Origin of the sequence: Loktanella sp. 3ANDIMAR09, assembly GCF_001420005.1 — a bacterium.
Taxonomy (GTDB): domain Bacteria; phylum Pseudomonadota; class Alphaproteobacteria; order Rhodobacterales; family Rhodobacteraceae; genus Loktanella.
Window position 1 is genome coordinate 273,939 of sequence record NZ_LJAK01000001.1, and the last position, 19,838, is coordinate 293,776.

General features: G+C 58.6%; 22 protein-coding genes. 10 read left to right on the plus strand and 12 right to left on the minus strand.

Going from position 1 to position 19,838, the window contains the following annotated elements:
* Positions 1 to 53 precede the first annotated feature (53 nt).
* The 3 genes from rph to hemW are packed head-to-tail and all read left to right on the plus strand — an operon-like array spanning position 54 to position 2,516.
* Positions 54 to 761: a ribonuclease PH gene (gene rph / locus AN189_RS01390; protein ID WP_056030675.1), complete on the plus strand. Its 708-nt coding sequence runs from the start codon at positions 54 to 56 to the stop codon at positions 759 to 761.
* A complete protein-coding gene (gene rdgB, locus AN189_RS01395; RefSeq protein ID WP_056029858.1) occupies positions 758 to 1,366 on the plus strand; it encodes an RdgB/HAM1 family non-canonical purine NTP pyrophosphatase in 609 nt (202 codons plus the stop codon). The genes rph and rdgB overlap by 4 nt, the downstream gene beginning before the upstream one ends.
* Positions 1,359 to 2,516 carry a radical SAM family heme chaperone HemW gene (gene hemW, locus AN189_RS01400; RefSeq protein WP_056029861.1) on the plus strand — a complete coding sequence of 386 codons (1,158 nt, stop codon included), beginning with the start codon at positions 1,359 to 1,361 and terminating at the stop codon, positions 2,514 to 2,516. The genes rdgB and hemW overlap by 8 nt, the downstream gene beginning before the upstream one ends.
* Here the strand turns inward: hemW and AN189_RS01405 are convergent.
* The 7 genes from AN189_RS01405 to hemJ form a co-directional block, all read right to left on the minus strand.
* Positions 2,513 to 3,400: a ParB/RepB/Spo0J family partition protein gene (locus AN189_RS01405; protein WP_056029864.1), complete on the minus strand. Its 888-nt coding sequence runs from the start codon at positions 3,398 to 3,400 to the stop codon at positions 2,513 to 2,515. The two genes, hemW and AN189_RS01405, sit on opposite strands and share 4 nt — an antisense overlap.
* Entirely contained in the window at positions 3,400 to 4,218 is an 819-nt protein-coding gene (locus AN189_RS01410) for a ParA family protein (RefSeq protein ID WP_056029867.1), read from the minus strand. Before AN189_RS01410 ends, AN189_RS01405 begins: the two co-directional genes overlap by 1 nt.
* Positions 4,211 to 4,831, minus strand: coding sequence for a 16S rRNA (guanine(527)-N(7))-methyltransferase RsmG (gene rsmG / locus AN189_RS01415; RefSeq protein ID WP_056030678.1), 621 nt, complete (start codon positions 4,829 to 4,831; stop codon positions 4,211 to 4,213). The genes AN189_RS01410 and rsmG overlap by 8 nt, the downstream gene beginning before the upstream one ends.
* Positions 4,821 to 6,692: a tRNA uridine-5-carboxymethylaminomethyl(34) synthesis enzyme MnmG gene (gene mnmG / locus AN189_RS01420; protein WP_172794843.1), complete on the minus strand. Its 1,872-nt coding sequence runs from the start codon at positions 6,690 to 6,692 to the stop codon at positions 4,821 to 4,823. Before mnmG ends, rsmG begins: the two co-directional genes overlap by 11 nt.
* Before the next feature lies 1 nt (position 6,693).
* Entirely contained in the window at positions 6,694 to 7,956 is a 1,263-nt protein-coding gene (gene mnmE, locus AN189_RS01425; RefSeq protein ID WP_056029870.1) for a tRNA uridine-5-carboxymethylaminomethyl(34) synthesis GTPase MnmE, read from the minus strand.
* 19 nt (positions 7,957 to 7,975) lie between these two features.
* On the minus strand, positions 7,976 to 9,250 hold the full coding sequence (gene rho, locus AN189_RS01430) for a transcription termination factor Rho (RefSeq protein ID WP_056029872.1): 1,275 nt from the start codon (positions 9,248 to 9,250) through the stop codon (positions 7,976 to 7,978).
* 120 nt (positions 9,251 to 9,370) lie between these two features.
* Entirely contained in the window at positions 9,371 to 9,817 is a 447-nt protein-coding gene (hemJ, locus tag AN189_RS01435; RefSeq protein WP_056029875.1) for a protoporphyrinogen oxidase HemJ, read from the minus strand.
* Positions 9,818 to 10,216: 399 nt separating this feature from the next.
* Here hemJ and AN189_RS01440 point away from each other — a divergent pair, with 399 nt between their 5' ends.
* From AN189_RS01440 to dnaQ, 4 genes are read left to right on the plus strand one after another with little or no spacing between them, the layout of a single operon-like run.
* A complete protein-coding gene (locus tag AN189_RS01440; protein WP_056029878.1) occupies positions 10,217 to 10,816 on the plus strand; it encodes a nucleoside triphosphate pyrophosphatase in 600 nt (199 codons plus the stop codon).
* Positions 10,813 to 11,646 carry a shikimate dehydrogenase gene (locus AN189_RS01445; protein ID WP_056029881.1) on the plus strand — a complete coding sequence of 278 codons (834 nt, stop codon included), beginning with the start codon at positions 10,813 to 10,815 and terminating at the stop codon, positions 11,644 to 11,646. Before AN189_RS01440 ends, AN189_RS01445 begins: the two co-directional genes overlap by 4 nt.
* Positions 11,643 to 12,233: a dephospho-CoA kinase gene (gene coaE, locus AN189_RS01450; protein WP_056029884.1), complete on the plus strand. Its 591-nt coding sequence runs from the start codon at positions 11,643 to 11,645 to the stop codon at positions 12,231 to 12,233. The genes AN189_RS01445 and coaE overlap by 4 nt, the downstream gene beginning before the upstream one ends.
* Positions 12,226 to 12,918: a DNA polymerase III subunit epsilon gene (gene dnaQ, locus AN189_RS01455; RefSeq protein WP_056029887.1), complete on the plus strand. Its 693-nt coding sequence runs from the start codon at positions 12,226 to 12,228 to the stop codon at positions 12,916 to 12,918. Before coaE ends, dnaQ begins: the two co-directional genes overlap by 8 nt.
* 4 nt (positions 12,919 to 12,922) lie before the next feature.
* Here the strand turns inward: dnaQ and secB are convergent, their stop codons facing one another.
* Positions 12,923 to 13,441: a protein-export chaperone SecB gene (gene secB, locus AN189_RS01460; protein ID WP_056029890.1), complete on the minus strand. Its 519-nt coding sequence runs from the start codon at positions 13,439 to 13,441 to the stop codon at positions 12,923 to 12,925.
* A 56-nt stretch (positions 13,442 to 13,497) separates the two neighbouring features.
* The gene (locus AN189_RS01465) at positions 13,498 to 13,977 is read right to left on the minus strand and encodes an FxsA family protein (protein ID WP_056029894.1); all 480 of its coding nucleotides are present in this window, start codon (positions 13,975 to 13,977) and stop codon (positions 13,498 to 13,500) included.
* A 110-nt stretch (positions 13,978 to 14,087) separates the two neighbouring features.
* Here AN189_RS01465 and AN189_RS01470 point away from each other — a divergent pair, with 110 nt between their 5' ends.
* From AN189_RS01470 to AN189_RS01480, 3 genes are read left to right on the plus strand one after another with little or no spacing between them, the layout of a single operon-like run.
* Positions 14,088 to 14,741 (plus strand): Tim44/TimA family putative adaptor protein, encoded by a 654-nt coding sequence (locus AN189_RS01470; protein ID WP_056029897.1) that lies wholly within the window; start codon positions 14,088 to 14,090, stop codon positions 14,739 to 14,741.
* 53 nt (positions 14,742 to 14,794) lie between these two features.
* Positions 14,795 to 15,769 carry a murein transglycosylase A gene (locus tag AN189_RS01475; protein ID WP_056030684.1) on the plus strand — a complete coding sequence of 325 codons (975 nt, stop codon included), beginning with the start codon at positions 14,795 to 14,797 and terminating at the stop codon, positions 15,767 to 15,769.
* Positions 15,769 to 16,350 (plus strand): Smr/MutS family protein, encoded by a 582-nt coding sequence (locus tag AN189_RS01480; RefSeq protein WP_056029899.1) that lies wholly within the window; start codon positions 15,769 to 15,771, stop codon positions 16,348 to 16,350. Before AN189_RS01475 ends, AN189_RS01480 begins: the two co-directional genes overlap by 1 nt.
* Here AN189_RS01480 and AN189_RS01485 read toward each other — a convergent pair.
* The 3 genes from AN189_RS01485 to AN189_RS01495 all read right to left on the minus strand — a co-directional run bounded on the left by AN189_RS01485 (position 16,333) and on the right by AN189_RS01495 (position 19,770).
* Positions 16,333 to 17,553, minus strand: a complete 1,221-nt coding sequence (locus AN189_RS01485) for an MFS transporter (protein WP_056029901.1) — start codon at positions 17,551 to 17,553, stop codon at positions 16,333 to 16,335. The genes AN189_RS01480 and AN189_RS01485 overlap by 18 nt on opposite strands.
* A gap of 38 nt (positions 17,554 to 17,591) precedes the next feature.
* Positions 17,592 to 18,899, minus strand: coding sequence for an ATP-dependent protease ATPase subunit HslU (hslU, locus tag AN189_RS01490; RefSeq protein ID WP_056029905.1), 1,308 nt, complete (start codon positions 18,897 to 18,899; stop codon positions 17,592 to 17,594).
* A 73-nt stretch (positions 18,900 to 18,972) separates the two neighbouring features.
* Positions 18,973 to 19,770 carry an alpha/beta fold hydrolase gene (locus tag AN189_RS01495; protein ID WP_056029908.1) on the minus strand — a complete coding sequence of 266 codons (798 nt, stop codon included), beginning with the start codon at positions 19,768 to 19,770 and terminating at the stop codon, positions 18,973 to 18,975.
* Positions 19,771 to 19,838: the final 68 nt, after the last annotated feature.

The window sequence follows — 19,838 nt, forward strand, 5'->3', positions numbered from 1 at the left end:
ATTTATCACATGGGGCGCGTATGCCGCTTGCGCAACCAAAAGGAGCTGACACCATGCGCCCATCCGGCCGCGAGACCCACCAAATGCGTGACGTATCCATCGAAACAGGTGTGACCCGCCACGCCGAAGGCAGCTGCATGATCCGCATGGGTGACACGCATGTTCTGTGTACTGCCACCGTTGATGAACGTGTACCATCATTTCTGAAGAATTCCGGTCTGGGTTGGGTGACAGCCGAATATGGCATGCTGCCACGGGCAACACATACCCGGATGCGCCGCGAGGCCAAGAATGGTCAATCCGGTAGAACACAAGAAATTCAAAGGCTTATCGGACGCAGCTTGCGTGCGGGTGTGGACCGGGTCGCATTGGGCGAACGCCAGATCCAGATTGACTGCGATGTGATCCAGGCCGATGGCGGAACCCGTTGCGCGTCGATCACGGGCGGCTGGGTGGCGCTGAAGCTGGCTGTGAACAATCTGATGAAGGCAGGACTGATCACCGCCGATCCGCTGGTCGATCCGGTTGCCGCGATTTCCTGTGGGATCTACGCGGGGCAAGAGGTTCTGGATCTGGATTATCCTGAGGATTCCGAGGCCGGCGTTGACGGAAACTTTATCATGACCGCAGGCAAATTGGTCGAGGTGCAGATGTCGGCAGAGGGTGCGACTTTCACGCGCGGGCAGATGGACAAGCTGCTGGACCTGGCCGAGGCCGGGATCACGGACCTGCACCGCATCCAGATGGAGGCTGTCGCTTGAGGCGGTTTGACGCACAACAACTGGTGATCGCCACGCACAACACGGGCAAGCGGGACGAAATCGCCGACCTGCTGGCCCCCTATGGCGTATCCTTGACCAGCAATGCCGATCACGGGCTGCCGGAACCGGAGGAGACCGAGGATAATTTCATCGGCAACGCCCGGATCAAGGCCCATGCCGCAGCCAAGGCAACGGGCCTGCCAGCGCTGGCCGATGACAGCGGTATCCAGATTGATGCGCTGGGTGGTCAGCCTGGCGTCTATACGGCGGATTGGGCCGAAACCCCCCAAGGGCGGGATTTCCAGATGGCCATGCGCCGCGCCCATGATGCGCTGGAGGCGATCAATGCACCAGAGCCGCGAACCGCAAGGTTTTGCTGCACATTGGTCCTGGCGTGGCCCGACGGTCATGATGAAGTCTTTGAGGGTGTGATAGAGGGCCGGATTGTCTGGCCCGGACGCGGCGATCAGGGGCATGGCTATGACCCGATTTTCTTGCCCGATGGATACGCGCAGACTTTCGGTGAAATGGACCGCTGGGAAAAGAACCGCATCAGCCACCGCGCCGGTGCGTTTCAAAAACTGATGGCCGGCTGTTTTGCCTGAAGACTGGCGTCACGGCGGTTTCGGGCTGTATCTGCACTGGCCGTTCTGCCAGGCAAAATGTCCCTATTGCGATTTCAACAGCCATGTCACCGCGAACGTGGATCAGGATCGTTGGGGTCGGGCCTATGTCAGCGAAATTCGACGGCTTGGTGCACAAACCGAGGGCCGCGTATTGCAGTCCGTTTTCTTTGGGGGTGGCACACCGTCCCTGATGTCGGTGTCACTGGTCGATACGATCATGCGGGAAATCCGCGCGACCTGGCCCATTGCGAATGACATCGAAGTCACGCTGGAGGCAAACCCCACCTCGACCGAGGCAGACCGTTTCCGTGGTTACCGCGACGCCGGGGTCAACAGGGTGTCCCTCGGGGTTCAGGCGTTGAATGACCACGATCTGCGCAAGCTTGGGCGTATGCACAGCGCCGCAGAGGCCATGAAGGCCTTCGACATCGCCCGTGACACGTTCGACCGCGTCAGCTTTGATCTGATCTATGCCCGGCAGGACCAGACCCTGAACCAGTGGAAAGCGGAACTGACCACAGCGCTGGAGATGGCTGTCGATCATCTGTCTCTTTATCAACTGACAATCGAGGACGGCACTGTTTTCGGACAGCGCGATGCGCTGGGGCAGCTGAAGGGTCTACCGGACGACGATCTGGGCGCAGACATGTATTTCGCAACGCAAGAGATCTGTGCCGCGGCGGGTTTCATTGGATATGAAACGTCAAACCACGCCCGGCCGGGCGCAGAAAGCACGCACAACCGGATCTATTGGCAGTCAGGCGATTATGTCGGGATCGGGCCGGGTGCGCAGGGCCGTCTGACCCGTGACGGTAACCGATGGGGCACGGCGACACCACTTGCCCCCGGAGCCTGGCTGAACCAGGTCGAGAGAGAGGGCCACGGCGAAAATCCTCGTGAACAAATCAGCCGCGCCGACGCGCTGACGGAATTGCTGTTGATGGGGCTTCGGTTGGCAGAGGGCCTGGATCGGGATCGATTGGCCGCCGCTGGCTATCAAAACGGCAATGCACAAGAGAGCGAGCTGGCCGCGCTGGACCTCATTGCAAAAGACCCTGCACGGTTGCGGGTCACGCCCGCAGGACGCCCGGTATTGAACGGTGTCCTGCGCGCATTGTTGGCAGACTAACTGCCCGCGAGCTGCCGCATGAGATCATCCAACTGGTTCAGATCGCGGTAGCGGATCGTCATCTTACCGCTTTCCTGCCCGGCATCCTGATCAATATTGACCTGCATGTTTATGGCTGCCGACAGTTCCCGTTCAAGTGCGACAGTATCGGCGTCCTTGCGCGATTTCTGACGTGGCCGCGCGGCCTTTTCATCGGTGTCCGATTTCTTGCTCAGCCGTTCTGCATCCCGGACCGACAACCCCTTGGTGATGATTTGCCGCGCAAGTTCCGTCGCCTTGGGATGACCGACCAATGTCCGTGCATGGCCAGCCGTCAATTTGCCAGACCCGAGCCAGTCCAGAACATCGTCGGGCAAAGACAGAAGCCGCATCTGATTTGCGATGTGGCTGCGGCTTTTGCCCAAGGCTGAGGCAAGCTGTTCCTGCGTGTGGCCGAACCGGTCCATCAACTGCCGGTAACCTGCTGCCTCGTCGACTGGATTGAGATCGGCACGCTGGATGTTCTCGATAATCGCGATTTCGAGCACTTCGGTATCGTTGAAATCACGGATCAGGACCGGAATTTCGTGACGGTTTGCCATCTGCGACGCGCGCCAGCGACGCTCACCGGCAACAATCTGGTATTGATCTGTCGTGCCCGGTTGAATGCGCACGATCAGAGGCTGAATGACGCCTTTTTCCTTAATAGATTCAGAGAGTTCCGCGAGCGCGTTATCATCAAATGTGCGCCGGGGCTGATCAGGATTCGGGTGGACGCTTTCAATTGGGACATAGAGGTCCGGACGCGGGGCAGACTTTTCCGTATCGGACTGAGCCGGCTGAACATCCGCCATCAATGCAGACAGACCGCGGCCCAAACCACGGGTTTTCGGGGGTTGGGACATCAGCTGACCTTTCTAAGTTGCGATTTGGCTTGTGACAAAACCTCGGCGGCCAGCTCGCGGTAGGCCTGGCTTCCGGCGGATTGGCTGTCATAGGACAAGGCAGGCATTGCAAAGGACGGTGCCTCGCTCAGGCGCACGTTTCGCGGAATCACCGTTTCAAAGACCAGACCACCCAGGTTTTCGCGCGCATCGGCTTCGACCTGTTGCGACAGATTGTTGCGACGATCGTACATCGTCAAAACGACGCCTTCGATCCGCAACGCCTTGTTGGCGGACTGACGGACGTCTCGGATGGTAAGCATAAGCTGCGACAAGCCTTCGAGTGCGAAAAATTCGCTTTGCAAAGGCACGATGACTGAATGCGCAGCAACCATGGCATTGACCGTCAGGATATTGAGTGACGGCGGGCAATCGATGAGCACGAAATCAAAGCCCATCGCGTCCATCGGCAGCTGGCGCAGCGCATCAAACAGCAGAAAACTGCGTTTCTCGTTTGAAATCAACTCGATATCAGCGGAACTCAGGTCTGTTGTCGCGGGAATAATCGACAGATTTTTAACCGTCGTCGCCTGAATTGCCTGATCTGGCAGCGCATCACCCAAAATGAAATCGTAGGTCGTCACCTGGCGCGCGTAGGGCGACACGCCCAGACCGGTGGATGCATTGCCCTGCGGGTCAAGGTCGATCAACAGCACCTTTTGTCCAGCTTCTGCCAAGGCTGCACCAAGATTGATCGTCGTCGTCGTCTTGCCGACCCCGCCTTTTTGGTTCGCGACGGCAATGATCTTGGCGCTTTTGCCGGGAATTGCGTCAGGCACGAGAGATGTCCTTTATGACAAGTATTTGCGCAGCCGGGTCAGTCTGACTGACGGTGGCATCACATGAAAATTGCCACGATTCACGCGCTGTCGCAACTTCAGCTTGGGCTGACTGGCCTTTTGGAAAAATAGCGACGCCTGACGATTCCAAAAGCTGCGTGGCAAATCCCAACAAATCAGTCAACGGTGCAAGGGCACGGGCAGTGACGCATTGCGCTTTGATAGCTGTTGTATCGGCAATCCGCTCTGCAAATACCTCTACATTGAGGTCAAAAGTACGTGCGGCTGTCCGCAAAAAAGCAGCCTTGCGCTGATCGCTCTCGACGAGCTGAATACGCATGTTGGGCCTTTGCAGCTTGACTGCGATCGCAATGACAATCCCGGGGAATCCGCCGCCACTGCCGATGTCTGTCAGGGTATCACAATGGTCAGGGATGTGAGGCAGCAGTTGCAGGCTATCCAGAACGTGACGTGTCCAGATATCCGACACCTGAGAGCGCGCGACCAGATTGATCTTGGCGTTCCATTTCAGCAAGAGTGCGCTGAACTCCTCGAGGGTCAGCAGTGTTTCACGTGAAACATCTGATGAAAGTGCGTCGAATCTAACTGACACGCCGTACCTCAGCCTTTCGCAAGGCACCACGGATCAACAGCATGGCTGCTGGTGTCATGCCTTCCAATGCCAAACATTCATGAAGGTTTTGCGGTTGCGCCTTCGCCAATTTCAACTTCAGCTCATTGGAGAGACCGGACAACCCCTGAAAAGAGAAACCAGCCGGAATGATCGTCGCTTCAGCTTCCTTCAAAGCATCAATGTCGCGTTGTTGCCGTTTCGCATAGGGTGCGTATAGCGCGTCACTTCGAACCTGTTGACCGATTGCCTCGGAAATCTGCTGAAAAGACCTATCCAGTGGTTGAACCTTGCCGAATTCGCAGTCCGCAAGTCCGAGCGCATCAAGCGCAGTCCGCGCAGGACCATCCACTGCAACATTAACACCCTGCCCCGCCAATGCCCGTGCAGGCACCTTGACTGAACGCAGCAGTTTCATTGCGATTTCAATCTGATCCAGTTTTTTGGTGAATCTGTCCCAACGCTGATCATCAACAAGGGAAAGCTCTCGTCCCGTAGCCGTCAACCGACGGTCAGCGTTGTCCGCCCGCAAGAGCAGCCGAAATTCTGCCCGTGACGTGAACATCCGATATGGTTCGGTGACGCCTTTGGTGATCAGGTCATCAATCATGACACCGATATAAGAATCACTGCGGCTGAAACTAAAGGAATCCAGACCCCGCGCTTGCCGTGCTGCATTCAAGCCCGCGACCAGCCCTTGTGCTGCCGCCTCTTCATATCCAGTTGTGCCGTTGATCTGTCCAGCAAGATACAGGCCTGGGCATGCCTTGAGAGCAAGCGCACTCGACAGGCTTTGTGGATCAACAAAATCATACTCAATCGCATAGCCCGGTTGCAGGATTTCTGCCTTTTCAAGCCCAGCAATCGAGTGGACATAGTCCGCCTGAACTTCCTCCGGCAACGAGGTACTGATGCCATTGGGATAGACAACGTCGGACGTCAGACCCTCAGGCTCCAGAAAAATTTGATGCGAGTCCTTTTCAGCGAAACGCACAACCTTATCCTCGATCGACGGGCAATATCGTGGTCCGACACCGTCGATGTGACCACCATACATGGCAGAACGTCCGATATTCTTGCGAATGATATCGTGCGTTGCCGCGTTGGTATGCGTGATCCCACAGGCGACCTGCTGAACCGACAACTCGTCACTTAGAAATGAAAAGAGCGACGGATCATCATCCGCATGCTGCTGCTCAAGCTGATCCCACTTGATGGATGACGATTTCAGTCGGGGCGGCGTACCGGTCTTGAGTCGTCCAATTGGCAGATCAAGTGATCGCAACTGTTCGGACATCCGCATAGAGGCGGCATCGCCCATTCGACCGCTAGGGTATGACCGGTCACCAATATGAATCAGCCCGCCCAGGAACGTGCCTGTGGTCAAAACGACAGCGGATGCTGAAACCTTGCTATCATCGGCCAGAGTGACACCAGCCACGCGGCCACCATCCATGATCAATGACGCGACCTCAGCTTCAATAACCTGAAGACCTTGCTGCGACGTAATGATCCGATGCATGGCTCGCTGATAAAGGACACGGTCCGATTGCGTGCGCGGCCCTTGGACAGCGGGACCTTTCGTGCGATTCAACAGTCGAAACTGAATTCCGGATTCATCGGCAGCGCGGCCCATTGCGCCGCCAAGCGCGTCGATTTCTCGCACCAAGTGGCCTTTACCCAGTCCACCAATAGCCGGGTTGCATGACATCACACCGATATCAGACATTTTCATCGTAATCAGTGCAGTCAAAGCGCCCGTTCTCGCGGATGCAAGAGCAGCTTCACAGCCAGCATGACCACCACCGACCACAACGACATCGAAATGTTTCACGTGAAACATCCTACTTTCCAATACAAAAACTGGAGAAAATTTCGCCAAGGAGGTCCTCTACATCTACCCTCCCCACAATGCTGTCAAGCGCCCTGACTGCGTCGCGCAATTCTTCGGCCAACAGGTCGACTGGCAATCCCAGTGTCATCTGGTGCTCTGCGTGATTCAGCTGCTTAAGCGTGGATACCATCTGCCTGCGGTGGCGTTCGCGGATCGCCAAACCGGCATTAGCTGATCGACTGCTTAACTCTTGCCCGATCCGCAAAATCATGTCGGACACACCTTCGCCCGTCAAACCTGAAACGCCACCTGGGGCAGTTGATTTACCGACCAAAACCAGGTCCGCCGGATGTGGCGGAAACGGCGTCGTCTTTCCATCCTCTGACAGAAAAACCCTCAAGTCTGCATTTTCAGCACGCTGCCGTGCAAGGTCGACACCCATCTTTTCAACGATGTCGTCAGTGTCGCGGATCCCGGCCGTATCAAGCAGCGTGACAGGCAACCCTGCAATCTCCATCCGGACTTCGATCACGTCGCGCGTCGTGCCAGCAATTTCAGATGTGATTGCGGCGTTCCGGCCTGCCAACCTGTTCAGCAACGTCGATTTCCCGATATTCGGCGGTCCGACTATGGCGACTTCAAATCCCGTACGCACACGCTCGGCTGCAAATGATCCGGCGATCTGCTGTTCGAGGTCGGATTTGACCCCCGCCAAGAGTTGTCTCACCTCGGGGAAAACGTCGACAGGCACCTCCTCGTCAACGAAATCGATCGTCGCCTCGATCAATGCGGCAGCGCGGATCAGCTTTTGACGCCATCCTTCGGCAAGCTGACCAAGCTCACCGCTGAACACCCGTACGGCCTGTTTGCGTTGCGCCTCGGTCTCCGCATCAATGAGGTCGGCCAACCCTTCGACCTGCGCGAGGTCAAGGCAACCGTTTTCCAGCGCGCGCCGGGTAAAATCACCAGGACCGGCTGGCACACCACCTAATGACGCAAGCCGCGTGTTCACGGCGGCGATGATTGCGGTGCTGCCGTGACAATGAAGTTCGATGACATCTTCGCCGGTAAAACTGTGACCGCGCGCAAACCGAAGCACCAAGGCCTCGTCCAAGAGAACACCGTCGGCATCAATCAGCCGCCGCAGACCGCGTTTTTCAGGAACACTCTCCATCAGACCAGATGCGATACTGACCGCATCTGGTCCCGAAATCCGGATGACGGATACGCCTGCCCTCCCCGGTGCGGACGCCAAGGCAAAAATCGTATCCATGTATAACCCCTTGATAAGGTTACGTATTCATCGAATCAAAGAAATCGGAATTCGTCTTGGTCTGCTTCAACTTGCCAATCAGGAATTCGATGGCATCCGTTGTGCCCATCGGGTTCAGGATGCGGCGCAGAACATAGGTTTTTGCCAGATCCGCCTTTTCGACCAGAAGCTCTTCCTTGCGGGTACCGGACTTGAGGATATCCATCGCGGGGAACACGCGCTTGTCTGCAACCTTGCGGTCCAGCACGATCTCCGAGTTGCCGGTGCCCTTGAATTCTTCAAAGATCACTTCGTCCATCCGGCTACCGGTATCGATCAGCGCGGTTGCAATGATGGTCAGCGACCCACCCTCTTCGATATTGCGGGCAGCACCAAAGAACCGCTTGGGCCGTTGCAATGCGTTGGCGTCCACACCACCCGTCAGCACCTTGCCGGACGACGGTACGGTCGTGTTGAAGGCGCGGCCCAGGCGCGTAATCGAATCCAGCAGGATGACCACGTCGCGCTTGTGTTCGACCAGGCGTTTGGCCTTTTCGATCACCATTTCGGACACGGCGACGTGACGCGTTGCAGGTTCGTCAAAAGTCGAAGACACAACCTCGCCTTTCACGGACCGCTGCATGTCGGTCACTTCTTCGGGGCGCTCGTCGATCAGCAGGACGATCAGATAACATTCGGGATGATTGCGTTCGATCGAATGGGCGATGTTCTGCAACAGCACCGTTTTACCGGTGCGCGGCGGTGCCACGATCAGCGATCGTTGCCCTTTGCCGATGGGTGACACCAGATCGATGATCCTTGCCGACCGATCCTTCTTGTCGTGCTCGCTGTCGACTTCCATTTTCAGGCGCTCGTCGGGGTACAGCGGCGTCAGGTTGTCGAATGCCACCTTGTGCTTGGTCTTTTCGGGGTCTTCAAAGTTGATCTTTTCGACCGTTTTCAGGGCAAAGTAACGCTCGTTGTCATTGGGCTCTTTCATCGTGCCCTCGACGGTGTCGCCAGTGCGCAGCGAATACTGTCGGATCATCTCGGGCGAGACATAGATATCATCGGGACCCGGCAGATAGTTTGCCTCGGGCGACCGCAGGAACCCGAAACCGTCCTGCAAAACCTCCAGCACACCGTCGCCGCCGATCAGCCATTCCTCATCCGCCCGCTCGCGCAGAATTGCGAACATCATGTCGCCCTTGCGCATGGTGGAAGCGTTCTCGATCTCAAGCTCTTCTGCCATGGACAACAGGTCCTTGGGGCTTTGCGCCTTGAGATCGGCGAGGTTCAGACGGTGTTCGGACATGTGCAAGGTTCCAGACGCCAGCGCACTGGCGTTTCAAAGAGATCAGACTGGGAAAGCGTGATGCCCGGACGGGCGCGCTGCGCGGCAGTTAAGCGCAGCACCCCGAAAAGTCAACGCAGATCAGAACGGGCGAACGATCACTGCAACCACGGCGACGATCATCAGGATCGTCGGCGCCTCGTTCGCGATCCGGTAGGTCTTGCCGGACCGGGTATTGGTGCCGGCGGCAAATTCCTTGCGACGGGCCGCCATCCACATATGCGCGGCAGTCATGGCAATCACGGCCAAAAGCTTTGCCCAGCCCCAGACAGCACCGAAATCCAGGCCACCCATGCCAATCAGCAGGATTCCACAAATCCATGCCGTGATCATGGCTGGATTCATAATCACGCGCAGCAGCTTTTCTTCCATGACCTTGAACGTCTGGTCCAGTTCGGACCCCACCGATGCGCGTTCAGCGTGATAGACAAACAATCTGGGCAGATAGAACAGCCCTGCCATCCAGGCAATCACAGCCATGATGTGCACGGCCTTGATCCAGTCGTAATAAGGCAAGAGCCAGTTCATTGGTTATCCTCGTTCAGTCTGCCCTACTCTTTCAATAATAAAGAAAGAAAAGAAAGATGATGTTTATGTAGGTTGCCAAGAATCTGGGGATCGATTTTTCATCAACATATTTATCCATAGGCCAAGAGCCGACCCATCCTGGGTCATCCTTGATATTCGATCAGAAAAATACGCGAAAACAGATACATAAATATCGATCTTCGTTCGGTTTACACTTTCTCAAGACTTGACTCTCGCTTTTTTGGGACGTTGTGCACAGGCCAGAGTTATCCCGTCCACATGAGGATGACCGCGGCGAATCCCCCCTGTTTGTCCTTGGTTCACCGTCGCACGTCGGGCGAACATCGGTTGTTTGCCCCAGCTTGACGTTTCACCCAAAAATGTCCTTCAGTTATCCCCATGCCCGATGATTTGATCCTTGCCAGCGGTTCCACGATCCGCGCGACGCTCCTGCGGAATGCAGGTGTGTCATTTGCCGTCGAAAAACCCCGTGTGGACGAGGATGTGATGCGTCTGTCTCTTCAGCATGAGGGCGCACCGCCACGTGATATCGCCGATGCCCTGGCCGAGATGAAGGCCGCCAAGGTGTCGTCCCGCCATCCTGACGCCCTGGTGGTCGGTTGCGATCAGGTTCTCGCCTTCGGGCAGGATGTGCTGGCGAAACCCCAAACACCGGAACAGGCGCTTGAACAGTTGAAATCAATGCGCGGGCAGCGGCATCAATTACTTTCCGCTGCCGTGATCTATCACAACAACGCGCCGCAATGGCGTCATGTCGGCGTGGTTCGCATGCACATGCGTGATGCCAGTGACGCCTACCTGGCCGATTATGTGCAACGTAACTGGGATGACATCCGTCATTGCGTCGGCGCATACCAGCTCGAGGCAGAGGGGGTGCGGCTCTTTCATCGCATCGAGGGGAATTATTTCGATGTGCTCGGTCTGCCTTTGCTCGACCTCTTGTCTTATCTGACGCTGCGCGGGACACTGCCCGGATGACACATCCTGCCATTCCTCTTGCCGGTGTGATCGGTTTTCCAATCGGTCATTCCGCCTCGCCGCGCCTGCACAAACACTGGCTGAACCGCTACGGGATCGCCGGTGACTACGTCCCGTTGCAAGTGTCGGAAGGATCCTTGGAAGCCGTGATCCGCGCCTTGCCGCAGACGGGTTTCGTCGGGGCCAACGTCACCATCCCGCACAAGACATCCGTCATGCAGATCGCGGATCACCTAAGTGATCGCGCAATCCTGGTCGGGGCCGCGAATACGCTGATCTTTCGCGCTGATGGCAAGATTCATGCAGACAACACTGACGGTTACGGCTTCATGGCGAACCTGAAACAGGGTGCGCCGAACTGGTCGGCCGCATCCGGGCCCGCCCTGGTTCTGGGCGCAGGCGGTGCGGCGCGGGCGATTATCGTGGCGCTGGCCGATGCCGGTGTGCCGCAGATCCTGCTGGCCAACCGGACCCGCCCCAAGGCCGAGGCGCTGCGTGCCGAATTCGGCACCCGGATCAAGGTGGTCGATTGGGTGCAGGCCCAAGATGCCGTCGCCGAGGCGCATCTGATCGTCAATACAACCTCCCTTGGCATGACAGGCCAACCTGACTTGAAACTCTCTCTGGATCGTCTGTCAGCCAATACTGTCGTGACGGACATCGTTTACAAACCCTTGCGCACGCCTTTGCTGGAACAGGCCGCCGCCCGCGGCTGCGTCACGGTCGACGGGTTGGGCATGCTGTTGCATCAGGGCGTGCCCGGTTTTGAGCGTTGGTTCGGCACGCGGCCAGAGGTTGACGACGCCCTGCGCGACGCCGTTCTGGGATGACCTATCTGCTGGGTCTGACCGGCTCGATCGGCATGGGCAAGAGCACGACCGCCCAGATGTTCCGCGATGCAGGTGTGCCGGTCTGGGATGCTGATGCCAGCGTTCACGCGCTTTATGCGGCGGGCGGTGCTGCTGTCGCACCGATCGGCGCGGTTTTCCCCGACGCGATAGTGGATGGTGCAGTGTCCCGCCCTGCCCTGCGGACCATCATGCAGTCCGACCCGACCGCGCTGGACCGGGTGGAACGGATCGTTCATCCCCTCGTCGCCGCTGACCGGGCAGCATTCATCGCCGCGAAAACGGACCCGTTGCTGGTGTTCGACATACCCCTGCTGTTCGAAGGTGGCGCCCAGGCCTGGCTGGACGGCACATTGGTCGTCACCGTCCCGCCTGACATCCAGGCAGACCGCGTTCTGGCCCGGCCCGGCATGACCCATGCACAGTTTGACATGATCCTGTCGCGCCAGATGCCGGACGCAGAAAAACGTGCGCGGGCTGATTTCGTGATCGAGACTCGCACACTGGACGAGACACGCCAGGCCGTGCAAAACCTGATTCAGGATCTGACCGGGGCTGACCATGCGTGAAATCGTTCTAGACACTGAAACCACTGGATTCGAGCCTGCAGAAGGCGACCGGATCGTGGAAATCGGCGCGGTCGAACTGATCAATCACATGCCCACCGGCCGGACCTATCATCAGTATATCAACCCGCAGCGCACGATGCCGCAGGCCGCGTTCGAGGTGCATGGTCTGGGTGACGATTTCCTGCGCGACAAGCCGGTTTTCAAGGATATCGCACAGGATTTCATCGATTTTGTGGGTGATTCAAAAATGGTGATCCACAACGCCAAATTCGACATGAAATTCCTCAATGCCGAACTGGGCTGGTTGAACCGTCCGTTGCTGCCGATGGATCAGGCACTGGACACGCTCGACATCGCGCGTCGCCGGTTCCCCGGATCGCCTGCATCATTGGATGCGCTGTGCCGCAGGTTCGGGATCGATAATTCGTCACGCACCTTGCACGGGGCGTTGCTGGATTCCGAGATTCTGGCGGAGGTCTATCTGGAACTGATCGGCGGCCGACAACCCGATCTGGTGCTTCAGGGTAGGACCAGCCAGAAAACCCAGACGTCAGATGCTGGCGAATGGCGCGCCTACCCACGCGAAACACCCTTGCCGTCGCGCATAACTGATGCGGAAACCGCCGCCCATACTGCATTTGTCGACAGTCTGGGCGACGGCGCGCTTTGGAAAAAACTGGCCTGACGGCTTAGTTGATCGGCGCGTTTTCGCTCTGGGCCTTCTGGGCTTCCATACGGGCGGCCAGTTGCGCGCGATAAAGCGCAACGAAATCGATCTGTTCGAGGTTCAGTGCCTGAAAACCGCCTTCGCGCGTGGCATTGGCGACGATGTGGCGGATATAGGGGAACGTCAGGCGTGGGCATTCGATCAACAGGAACGGATGCATCTGGTCCTCTGGCACGCCGGAAATCTGGAACACGCCGGCATATTCCAACTCGAGGATGAACAGCGGCTCACCGGCATCCTTGGTCTTGGAGGTGATGTTCAGCTTGGTGATCACTTCGAACTGGTTGTCGGACCCGCGCTTGCGGGCGTCGACATTGACCTGCACCTGAATTTCTGGCGTCGCGTCACCCTTGATCCCTTTTTGCGCAAGGATGTTTTCGAACGACAGGTCGCGCACGTATTGCGTGACGATGCGGTTGCTGACCTGCGGCGGTTGTTGGGGGGCGTCGCCGGCGGGTGTCGTTTCAGGCGTATCGGCCATGGAGTGTCTCCGTCAAATTAGGTTGGCGTGAGGCATAGCAGGGCGATGCCGCAGGCTCAATGCTGCGTCCAGCCGGACGGACGGTGCGTTGGTTTCTTGTCCTCGTCGAGCGTGCTGTATTCGCCGTCGATCACCGTATCGTCGGGGCGGGGCGATTGATGGGGCGGTGTGCCCATCTGAAACCGTTGCACGTTCACACGCGCCTTGATCGCCAGAAAAACGCGATGCCTGACGGACGGGATCAGCAAGGAAAAGCCGACGGCGTCGGTGAAAAACCCCGGTGTCAGCAGCAATGCGCCCGCAAACAGGATCATCGCGCCATTCGCCAGGGGTTCGGACGGGTCCGACAGTTGCGAAAATGACGATTGCAGTCGGTTCAACTCGCGCGCTCCCTGTGATCTGACCAGCCAGCTGCCCAGGATCGCCGTCATCAGGACGATCAGCAGTGTGGGCCACAGCCCGATGGCGCCGCCAACCTGGATGAACAGGGCAATTTCGATCAGCGGGACGGCAATGAACGCCAGCAAAAGGTACATTTTCGGTCCTTTGGTCACAGGGGGCGGCCACAGGTGGACTTGGCCGCTGCTGACACCTACATAAGTTCAGACCCAAAAGTTACCAGCCATCCGGCGGCAAGAGGACCAACATGAACGGACCCATTATCCAGCTACTCGTCCTTGCAGGCATCGCGATTTTCCTCGTGTTGCGTCTGCGCGGTGTGCTTGGCACCCGCGAAGGTTTTGAAAAACCGCCCGTCCCACTGGACAAGCCCGCACCGGCCAAGCGTGACTTTGAGGTGATCGAGGGCGGCCCCGACCGCGATATCATCGACCACGCCGACGAAGGCACGTCCACGGCCCTGGCCCTGGCCGAGATGAAACGCATCGACCCGTCTTTCAACGTGGGCGAGTTTCTGGGCGGTGCGCGTCAGGCCTATGAAATGATCCTGATGGCATTCGAACGCGGCGATCTGGACGAGGTAAAATCCTTTATTTCCGAAGATATCGAAGCAGCATTTACCGCGGTGATCCATGACCGCGCTGACAAGGGGCTGACGGTCGATGCCACATTCGTGGGCATCAGCGAGCTGAAGCTGCGCGACGCGACATTCGATCAGTCCATCAAGGAAGCCGAGCTGACGATCCGCTTTGGCGGTGAACTGGCCTATGTCGTGCGCGACCATGGCGGCGATATCGTCGATGGCGACCCCAACGCGATCAAAAAACAAAAGGACGTCTGGACCTTTGCCCGCGTGATGGACAGCGGCGATCCCAACTGGCGCCTTGTCGCAACGGAATGATGGCGAAACCGGCGTGGGCGCTGTCGGCGTTCCTGGCCTGGACGGGAACGGTCATGGCAGAACCGACTTACACGATCCTCGACTTCGGTGATCTGAACGGCTGGGACGACGATGACCACGCCGCCGCATTGGATGTTTTCACGAACACCTGCGGCGATATCGACCGGACCGACTGGCAGCGGCTTTGCGCCTTTGCAAAGGATGGTCCGGCCGCGCGCGATTTCTTTGAGACGTTTTTCAAACCCGTGCTGATCGAGGACGGCACGCCGATGCTGTTTACCGGATACTTTGAACCGGAAATACGCGGGGCGCTGCAACCGTCCGAGACCTATCGCTATCCGATTTACGCGCTGCCCGGGGATGGATTGGCAGGCACCTACTCGCGCCGCGAGATCGAAGAGGATCTGCCGTTCGCAGATCAAGGGCTGGAAATCGCCTGGCTGGCTGATCCGGTCGACCTGTTTTTTTTGCAGGTGCAGGGTTCAGGTCGCATCCGCCTGCCCGACGGTGGCGTCATCCGCGTGGGATACGCAGGCAAAAACGGACGCGATTATACCTCGGTCGGCATGGCCCTCGTTGAACGTGGCGAATTTACGCTGGACCAGGTGTCGGCCCCGACGATCCGCCAGTGGGTGCGCGATAACCCGGTCGAAGGTCGCAACCTGCTGTGGTTGAACGATTCTTACGTTTTTTTCCGCGAAGTGAACGAGGTCCCTGCCAACAAGGGTCCCTTGGGGGCCATGAACCGGTCGATCACCACGGGGCGCAGCATCGCGGTCGATCCCAGCATCACGATACTGGGCGCGCCGGTCTGGATCGAAAAGCAGGGCCGCGACCCGATCAACCGGCTGATGATCGCGCAGGACACCGGGTCAGCGATCAAAGGTGCGCAGCGTGCCGACATATTCTACGGCACCGGCGATGCAGCGGGTGCTGCGGCTGGTGCCATCAAGGACGGTGGTCGCATGGTCGTCCTGATGCCCATCGACTACGCCTTGTCCAAGACCGAGCCACGGGTCAGTTTCTGATGCGCCGCCCGCGCCACCTGTCACCCGAAGAGCGCGCGATCTGGGATCATGTCGCAAGGCAGGCGCAACCGCTGAATCCGAAAAAACCCAAGCCCGCCCCAGAGGCAAAGGCCCCACCCAAACGCCCGTCCAGCGTCGTGCCACAACGCGATCTGCCTGATTTCACAGTCGGCATGAAAGCCGATATCGCACGGTCGCACGACATTCTGCCGCCACTGCGCGAACGCCTGCAACGCGCGCCCATCCAGATGGACGCCAAGAATTTCATGCGGATGAAATCGGGCAAGCTCAAGCCCGAGGGCCGTCTGGACCTGCACGGCATGTATCGCGACGAAGCCTATCCCGAACTGATCGCCTTCATCCTCAATGCACAGGCGGCGGGCAAGCGTCTGGTGCTGGTGATCACGGGCAAGGGGACATCCAGCGACGACTGGGCCGGCGGGCGTGGTGTCCTGCGCCGTCAGGTGCCGCAATGGCTGCAACTGCCGCCCATCGGTCCTGCTGTGCTGGAGGTGCGGCCAGCGCACCTCAAACACGGTGGGGACGGGGCCTATTATGTCTATCTACGCCGTCGCAAGTGATGCGCGGGCGCGGGTGACGCCCAGTGTGGCCATGGCCGCCGCGACCAGAAAAAATACCAGATAGCCGATCATTTGTGCGGGGAAATCGACGCCCCAGTCGATCAGATACCCCGATACACCCGGCCCGATGGCCGATCCGAACACCATGATGGCGGCCGCTGCCGCCTTGATCGCGCCGATGTGGCGCGTGCCGTAGAATTCCGCCCAGAACGCGCCGGGCAGGGTGGATTGCAGGCCTTGGCCAACCCCCAGCACAGCCATGCCCAATGCGGCAACCGGGATCGAGGGCGCAAGCGCGATAATCCCAAAGGCCAGCGCAAAGGGCAGCATGTAAAATGGCACGATCCGTCCTGATCCAAACCGGTCAATGGCCCAGCCGGTCGCGAAATTCGATCCGATGCTGATGATCGTGAACAGGGGAAAGAGGGCCACGAAACCTGCCAGCGTCCAGCCTTTGACCTCGGTCAGGTGGACCTGTTGGAACCACAGCGCCGTGCCCCAGGCGGGCGGGCCCAGCAGGGCAGGGACCATCAGCCAGAACAGCGGATGCCGCAACACATCGGCGCGCGTCCAATGCCGTCCGTGCATGCCTGCGGCCTGTTCATCCTTTGCCAGTGATTGTGGCGTGCGTTCCTGCCGCAGCAACAGGCCCATCAGCGGGATAGTGACGACGACGATCACGCCCGCCACAATCCACAGTGTGCGCCAGTCTGTCGTGATCAGTAGGGCGACAAAGATGATCGGCAGAACGGCCTGACCCACGGAATAGCCCATGGATGCCACGGCCAGCGCCTTGCCACGGCCCGCCACGAACCAGCGCGCCATGGATACGGTGGCCAGATGGCTGGACATGCCTTGTCCGAACAACCGCAGGAAAAAGATTGCCAGCACCAGCAGTGCTGCATTCGGCACGGTGCCCATGAAAAAACAGGCGGCGGCAAGCCCTGCAAAGACCAGCGTGCCGATCACGCGCACCCGAAACCGGTCAACCAGCGTGCCGGCCCAGATCATCGTGATCGCAGACGCGGTGGTGCCCAGCGTATAAAGCCCGCCCCACTGCCCATCCGTCAGGCCGAAATCGTCCATGATCCCGCCCGCAAAGAGCGAAATGAAAAACGTCTGCCCGTAGGACGACGTCAGCGTCAGGATGAAACCCGCCAGCAGGAACAACCAGTTGGTGCGAACAAAGGACACAAAATTCATGTGCCCTTCGTCGCGCCGCCAGACGGGAAAGAAAAGCCCTAAAGCACGTAACGCGACAGGTCGGTGCTGCGTGCCATTTCGCCAAGATGCTTTTCGACAAAGGCTTCGTCGATCGCGATTTCCTCGCCGCCGCGGTCGGGTGCCGTAAAGGACAGATCCTCGAACACCCGTTCGATCACGGTATAGAGCCTGCGCGCACCGATGTTTTCAACGCTTTCGTTCACCTCTGCCGCGATCTTGGCCAGTGCCGCGATGCCGTCGGTGGTGAATGTGACAATCACATCCTCTGTTTTCATCAGCGCGGAATATTGCAGCGTCAGCGCATTGTCGGTTTCGGTCAGGATGCGGACGAAATCGTCCTCTGTCAGGGCGCGCAATTCGACGCGAATCGGCAGGCGGCCTTGCAATTCGGGCAGCAGATCGGACGGTTTGGCGACGTGGAACGCGCCGGAAGCGATGAACAGGATGTGGTCGGTTTTGATGGGGCCGTGTTTGGTGCTGACGGTCGTGCCTTCGATCAGGGGCAGCAGGTCGCGCTGCACGCCCTCGCGCGATACATCGGCACCGCGTGCATCCGATTTGGCGCAGACCTTGTCGATCTCGTCCAGAAACACGATCCCGGATTGTTCAACCGCCTCAAGTGCGGCCTTGGTGACGGTTTCATCGTCCAGCAGTTTGTCCGCCTCTTCGGCGATCAGCGCATCATAACTGTCGGCAACGCTGAGGCGTTTTTTTACCGTGCGACCGCCGCCCATTTTGCCGAACAACTCGCCCAGGTTCATCATGCCGCCCATGCCGCCGGGCTGACCGGGGATGTCCATACCGCCCAGCGGGTTCGACGTATCCTTTAGCTCCAGCTCGATCATGGTGTCGTCCAGCAGGCCGTCCTTGAGTTTCTTGCGAAACATCTCGCGCGTGCCTTCGCGCGCACCTTCGCCTGCGACGGCGTCGATCACGCGTTCCTCGGCGGCCTTGTGGGCGGATGCCTTGACGTCCTCGCGCATGTGTTCGCGGGTGTCGATGATGGCGGTATCGACCAGATCGCGGATGATCTGTTCGACATCACGCCCGACATAGCCGACCTCGGTGAATTTGGTGGCCTCGACCTTGATGAAGGGCGCGCGTGCCAGTTTCGCCAGACGGCGGCTGATTTCGGTTTTCCCGACGCCGGTCGGCCCGATCATCAGGATATTCTTGGGGTAGACCTCGTCGCGCAGATCGTCGCCCAGCTGCTTGCGCCGCCAGCGGTTGCGCAGGGCCACGGCCACGGCGCGTTTGGCGTCATTCTGGCCGATGATATAACGGTCAAGTTCGGATACGATTTCGCGCGGTGTGAGGTCGGTCATAGTGGTCACTTTCCTTCTTGTGCCACTCAACTGGCAACCCGGACCCCTTTTGGCAAGGGGTCCGGATCGGGCGTCACTTTGCCAAGAAGTCGAGAACGGCCTGGTTCCATTCTGCGGCGTGGCTGACATTGCAGCCATGCGGTGCACCCTTGATCTCGTGCAGTTCACTCTGCGCAACCGCCTTGTGCGTGCGGTGGCCTGCTCCCTCGATCGGCACGATACCATCGTCGGTGCCGTGCAGGACAAGCGTGGGGACCGTGATCTTTTTCAGGTCATCGCGGAAGTCCGTGGTCGCCCATGCCTTCATGCAACCGAGTGCCGCATCCTGAGAGGATTGTTTGCACAGGGTCAGCGCCTTTTGGCGTTCTTCTTCGGACACCTTCAACGCATCGTTGGCGGTAAAGAAATCACTGGTGAACCCGTCAAAGAACGCGTCGCGATCCCCGGTCAGGTTTTTCTCGAATTCATCTGCTGCGTCCTGCGTCAGCGGACCGTCGGGGTTGTCGTCGGTCTGCAACAAGTAGGGCGGTACGGCAGAGGCAAACACCACGCTGCGCAACCGGCTTTCGCCATGGTTCGGAATAAACCGTGCGACTTCGCCACCGCCCATCGAAAAACCGATCAGCGTGGCGTCCTGCAGGTCCAGATCTTCCATGATGCCGTTCAGATCGGCGGCCAAGGTGTCGTAGTCGAACCCTGTGCCCGGCTTCTCGGACTGACCGAACCCACGACGGTCATAAGTAACGACGCGGTAGCCTGCGTCCTTGAGTGCGCCGACCTGATGTTCCCAGGCTTTGCCCGACAGCGGCCAGCCATGGATCAGAACGACGGGGCGGCCCGTGCCGCCGGTATCACTGATATTCAGTTTCATGGATTGTCCTTTCGTAATCCGTTTCAGCAGGACAATCCCCGAGCATTCCATCCAGTTCCGAAAAACCG

Coding starts and splice junctions, on each gene's coding strand:
- rph (WP_056030675.1), top strand. CDS start 54: ATGCGCCCATCCGGCCGCGAGACCCACCAAATGCGTGACGTATCCATC.
- AN189_RS01405 (WP_056029864.1), bottom strand. CDS start 3,400: ATGTCCCAACCCCCGAAAACCCGTGGTTTGGGCCGCGGTCTGTCTGCA.
- mnmG (WP_172794843.1), bottom strand. CDS start 6,692: ATGTTTCACGTGAAACATTTCGATGTCGTTGTGGTCGGTGGTGGTCAT.
- mnmE (WP_056029870.1), bottom strand. CDS start 7,956: ATGGATACGATTTTTGCCTTGGCGTCCGCACCGGGGAGGGCAGGCGTA.
- rho (WP_056029872.1), bottom strand. CDS start 9,250: ATGTCCGAACACCGTCTGAACCTCGCCGATCTCAAGGCGCAAAGCCCC.
- hemJ (WP_056029875.1), bottom strand. CDS start 9,817: ATGAACTGGCTCTTGCCTTATTACGACTGGATCAAGGCCGTGCACATC.
- AN189_RS01440 (WP_056029878.1), top strand. CDS start 10,217: ATGCCCGATGATTTGATCCTTGCCAGCGGTTCCACGATCCGCGCGACG.
- AN189_RS01445 (WP_056029881.1), top strand. CDS start 10,813: ATGACACATCCTGCCATTCCTCTTGCCGGTGTGATCGGTTTTCCAATC.
- coaE (WP_056029884.1), top strand. CDS start 11,643: ATGACCTATCTGCTGGGTCTGACCGGCTCGATCGGCATGGGCAAGAGC.
- dnaQ (WP_056029887.1), top strand. CDS start 12,226: ATGCGTGAAATCGTTCTAGACACTGAAACCACTGGATTCGAGCCTGCA.
- secB (WP_056029890.1), bottom strand. CDS start 13,441: ATGGCCGATACGCCTGAAACGACACCCGCCGGCGACGCCCCCCAACAA.
- AN189_RS01465 (WP_056029894.1), bottom strand. CDS start 13,977: ATGTACCTTTTGCTGGCGTTCATTGCCGTCCCGCTGATCGAAATTGCC.
- AN189_RS01470 (WP_056029897.1), top strand. CDS start 14,088: ATGAACGGACCCATTATCCAGCTACTCGTCCTTGCAGGCATCGCGATT.
- AN189_RS01475 (WP_056030684.1), top strand. CDS start 14,795: ATGGCAGAACCGACTTACACGATCCTCGACTTCGGTGATCTGAACGGC.
- AN189_RS01480 (WP_056029899.1), top strand. CDS start 15,769: ATGCGCCGCCCGCGCCACCTGTCACCCGAAGAGCGCGCGATCTGGGAT.
- AN189_RS01485 (WP_056029901.1), bottom strand. CDS start 17,553: ATGAATTTTGTGTCCTTTGTTCGCACCAACTGGTTGTTCCTGCTGGCG.
- hslU (WP_056029905.1), bottom strand. CDS start 18,899: ATGACCGACCTCACACCGCGCGAAATCGTATCCGAACTTGACCGTTAT.
- AN189_RS01495 (WP_056029908.1), bottom strand. CDS start 19,770: ATGAAACTGAATATCAGTGATACCGGCGGCACGGGCCGCCCCGTCGTT.